Here is a 4,624-nt window from a genome sequence, read left to right on the forward strand (position 1 = left end):
ACAATACAGGCGGACCGCCGCCTGGCTCGGTGCTCACTGCAACGGAAGAAGCTTTTATGCAGGCGTTTAACCAGCACCTGATCGTAAATCAATTGCTGGTACAGGCAGTAATTCCTTCCATGAAAGAAGCCAGTTATGGCCGTATCATCAATATAATTTCAACTTCTATTCGTATTCCCATTACCGGCCTGGCCGTATCGGGTACGGTGCGTGGTGCAGTAGCCGTATGGTCCAAGATACTGGCCAATGAAGTAGGGCAGTACAATATAACGGTGAACAATATTTTGCCAGGTTTTACCAAAACCCAACGGCTGGAAAGTCTGGTCCAGAACACTGCCCAAAAGCGAGGCGTATCAAAGGAGGTAATTGAACAGGAGATGCAACAGGAGATACCCATGAAGCGGTTTGGCGAAGCGTCAGAGCTGGCCGCCGTAGCAGCTTTCCTGGCATCCCCCGCTGCCTCTTATGTAAATGGGGTAAGTATTCCGGTTGATGGTGGAAAGACAGGGGCTTTGTAGAGTTGACCAGTTGATCAGTTAACCAGTTAACCAGGAAGAAAGAGTTGTAAGAATAAGTAGAAAGTTGATAGGTTGATAAGTTAACAAGTTAACAGGTTGAATATAATCGCGAGGCCAAAATTGCCGATTCACGATAAAACTACTACATGATTTTTGAAAATTCTCAATCGTTTGCCTGCCAGCTCGATCAACAAGACGAACTGCGTTCGTTTCGGGAGCAATTTATTATGCCCGTAATTGACGAACGGCAACAGATCTATTTTCTGGGTAACTCCCTGGGCCTGCAACCAAAACGAACCAACGACTACCTGCAGCAGGTACTGAACAAATGGGCCAATTATGGCGTGGAAGGCTTCTTTATGGGTGAACAACCCTGGCTGCAATACCACGACCATCTTACCCAACCATTGTCAACCATCGTAGGCGCACTGCCCCATGAAGTAGTGGCTATGAACCAGCTTACGGTGAACCTGCATTTGCTGCTGGTATCTTTTTATAATCCCGACCAAAAACGGAACAAGATCATTTGCGAAGCCAAGGCGTTTCCCAGCGATCAGTATATGCTGGAAACGCATGTGAAATATTGTGGCTTCAACCCTAATGATGTAATTGTTGAAGTAGGCCCCCGCAAAGGCGAGCATACCATTCGTCATGAGGATATTCTGCAAGCCATACAACAACATAAAGATGAACTGGCCCTGGTGTTATGGGGTGGTTTGAATTATTATACCGGCCAGCTGTTCGATATGGCGGCCATTACAAAAGCGGCGCAGGCCGTAGGCGCCAAAGTAGGGTTCGACCTGGCGCATGCAGCAGGGAATATTCCATTGCAGTTGCACAACTGGAACGTGGATTTCGCCGCCTGGTGCAGTTATAAATATATGAACTCAGGTCCGGGTGGTATTGGTGGCGCCTATATTCATGAACGTTACCATAACAATGCAGACCTGCCGCGTTTTGCAGGCTGGTGGGGCTACGATAAAGCCACCCGTTTCCTGATGCAGAAAGGATTTAATCCCGCCCGTTCGGCCGAAGGCTGGCAATTAAGCACGCCATCACCGCTGTTATATGCAGCACACCGGGCTGCGCTGGATATTTTTATGGAAGCCGGGTTCGACAGGTTGCAAAAGAAAAGACAGTTATTAAATAAATGGCTGTGGTTCCTGCTCGATGAATTGAACAATCAGCAAACAGAACCGGTGGTAGAATTTATTACGCCCAGGAATGAAGCGGAAAGAGGCTGCCAGGTGTCTATGTTGATGTTACAGCAGGGCAAACAGGTATTTGATGAACTGGCCCGCGCAGGTATTATAGTCGACTGGCGCGAACCCAATGTAATAAGGCTGGCGCCCGTGCCTTTATACAATACTTTCGAGGAAGTATGGCAATTCACTAATATCTTGCGACAAATTTTACAACTCCAACACGCATGACAAGGCAGCAACTGGTTGAACAAATACGCACTAAGAGATCATACCTCATAGTAGGGCTTGATACGGATATTGACAAAATACCAAAACACCTGTTGTCTGCATCCGACCCGGTATTTGAATTTAATAAGCAGATCATCGATGCTACGAAAGATCATTGTGTAGGCTATAAGATAAATACGGCTTTTTATGAAGCACTGGGTATAACCGGTTGGCAGGCGATGGAAAAAACGGCTGCTTATATTCCTTCCACCCATTTCAAAATAGCGGATGCGAAACGCGGCGATATTGGCAATACATCATCCCAATATGCCAAAGCATTTTTTGAAGCGCTGCCATTCGATGCCATAACGGTAGCTCCCTACATGGGCGCCGACAGTGTATTGCCTTTCCTCGAATACAAAGACAAATGGACAATTGTATTGGGGTTAACTTCCAACACAGGCGCCCGTGACTTTGAATTACAAAAGGCAGGGGAGGAGTTGTTGTACGAAAAAGTGTTACGTACTGCCGCGGAATGGGGTACTGCCGATCAATTAATGTTTGTGGTGGGCGCCACGCAGGCATCGGAGTTTACCAACATCCGCGCCATTACCCCTAATCATTTTTACCTGGTGCCCGGGGTAGGGGCCCAGGGCGGTAGCCTGAAAGAGATCTCCGAAAAAGCCATGAATAAAGAAGTGGGTTTGTTGGTAAATGCCAGCCGGGCCATTATATATGCCTCCGGTAAAGAAGATTTTGCCGAAAAAGCAAAACAAATAGCCGCCGGATACCAACAGGAAATGGCCGGTTATCTGTAATTGTAAACATAATTGTACGCTTAAAAGCCGCCATACAGGCGGCTTTTAATGTTGTTATCGCACCCCGGCTTTTATTTTTATTAAAGCCTTTACAAATTTTCTTCCCTGTTTTACTCTCATAAGCAATTTAGTTTCACACAGTTCTATTTGAAAAATGTGAATTATTTTTTCATTATCAGGTAGGGGTGTACACAATTGTAAGCCCTAAAACGCGTTCTTAAATGGTTCGCGACGTAAAGATACCTGTGTGTTTTGCTAACCACCCTTAATGCCGCACCCTTGTTTGAATAATGTATTCATACATGGGCTCTGTTGTTGTAAGGGGGAACCATTAACCAATGATCAATTATGTATTACTGATAATTGGTTTTAAGTTCTGATTATAATAGATAAACGATCCTATATCCTATAGAAATTTAAAATCCAATCATCGGCTATGCGAAAAATTTTACGCGGGCACGTATTTAATATTAGATTTCTGTTTACCCTTTGTTTAGGTTTTGCAAGCGCTGCAATCCATGCACAGGTGTCCGGTACATTTACCATCAATTCGGCCGTAGCAACCGGCGGAACAAATTTCCAAACATTTACAGCTGCAGCCGCATTTCTTTCTGGCGGTGTTAATGGTCCGGTGACCTTTAACGTACAGGCAGGTAGCGGCCCGTATAACGAACAGGTGTTGCTAAGCAACATTACGGGTACATCGGCTACCAACACTATTACCTTTAATTGTAATGGGGTAAGGCTTATTTTCCTTTCGACCAATTCCTTCAGCCGCGCCGGTGTTAAGTTGAATAATACTGACTATGTAACCTTTGATAACCTTCAGGTGGAACCGCAGGCTATGAACGGCGGCGAGTATGGTTATGGCTTTCATTTATTGAACGATGCCGATCATAATACAATTAAGAATTGCCACATCATCAATCAATTGAATTTTAGTAATCCTGAAACAACTGAGGGGATTGTGATCAATGGTAATGACGAAAATCCAAAGGATCCCGGAAACAGCAATTGTGATTTTAACCTGATACAACAGAATATTATTGAAGGCAGTGGTATAGCTATAACCCTTTCCTCTATACCGGTCAGCGGAGCCGCCCAGTACATGGACGGAAACATACTGAAAAAGAACACCATCACCAATTGGTATAAGAATGGCATCGAGTTGTATTATAACAGCAATACCCAGGTAGATGGAAACGATTTTACATCGGGTTGGGAAAATTATTGGTCGTGTGCTATTCACCTGGATATGGTAAATCACAAGGTGGCTGTTATCAATAACCGCATTCATGATATGAATATTGATCCCTCATACTCTGGTAATGAAACATATGGTATCAGGATCAATTCAACAAGTTCTGCCGGCCAGGAAAATCTCATCGCTAATAATGCGATCTACAACTGGAGTTCAAACTGGTTACAATACGGGATTGTTTCCGTTGGCGGAAGTTTTTTTAATGTATATCATAATACGGTATCACTCGACGACCAAACTCAGGTGGGCGATGTTTCCCGTGCCGTGTCGCTGGAAAGTGTTTCCGATGTGAATTTCATGGACAATATTGTAAGCGTAAGCCGGCAGGTGGCTACTGAAAATTATGGCATTTTCGTTGCTAACGCTCCCCCGCGCTTTACCAGTGATCATAACGTGTTTTATGTAAAGGCGGGAACCGCTCCTAAAGTCAATATGGGGCATTACAATGGTAATTTCATGAATAATATGGCGACCTGGCTAAACACTACGGGGCAGGATCGTTTTTCATATGAATTGAACCCGTCATTTGTAAATAGTGGAGCCGGTAATATTTTGCCAACCGCTCAGGCTATCGATAATATGGCGATGTATGTTAATATCAGCACCGATATTAAT

Annotated in this window: 4 protein-coding genes; all 4 read left to right on the forward strand. The window is 44.5% G+C overall.

Annotation, left to right across the window (positions count from 1 at the left end):
• Window positions 1-518, forward strand: a 518-nt coding sequence (locus ACJ751_RS27310) for an SDR family oxidoreductase (protein ID WP_407748710.1), incomplete at its 5' end; no start/stop codon positions are given.
• 146 nt (window positions 519-664) lie between these two features.
• Window positions 665-1,951 (forward strand): kynureninase, encoded by a 1,287-nt coding sequence (kynU, locus tag ACJ751_RS27315; RefSeq protein WP_407748711.1) that lies wholly within the window; start codon window positions 665-667, stop codon window positions 1,949-1,951.
• A complete protein-coding gene (pyrF, locus tag ACJ751_RS27320; RefSeq protein WP_407748712.1) occupies window positions 1,948-2,748 on the forward strand; it encodes an orotidine-5'-phosphate decarboxylase in 801 nt (266 codons plus the stop codon). Before kynU ends, pyrF begins: the two co-directional genes overlap by 4 nt.
• 436 nt (window positions 2,749-3,184) lie before the next feature.
• On the forward strand, window positions 3,185-4,624 hold a 1,440-nt coding region (locus ACJ751_RS27325; protein ID WP_407748713.1), incomplete at its 3' end, for a right-handed parallel beta-helix repeat-containing protein.

This window comes from Niastella sp., assembly GCF_045805085.1.
Taxonomy (GTDB): Bacteria; Bacteroidota; Bacteroidia; order Chitinophagales; family Chitinophagaceae; genus Niastella.

Coding starts and splice junctions, on each gene's coding strand:
- kynU (WP_407748711.1), top strand. CDS start 665: ATGATTTTTGAAAATTCTCAATCGTTTGCCTGCCAGCTCGATCAACAA.
- pyrF (WP_407748712.1), top strand. CDS start 1,948: ATGACAAGGCAGCAACTGGTTGAACAAATACGCACTAAGAGATCATAC.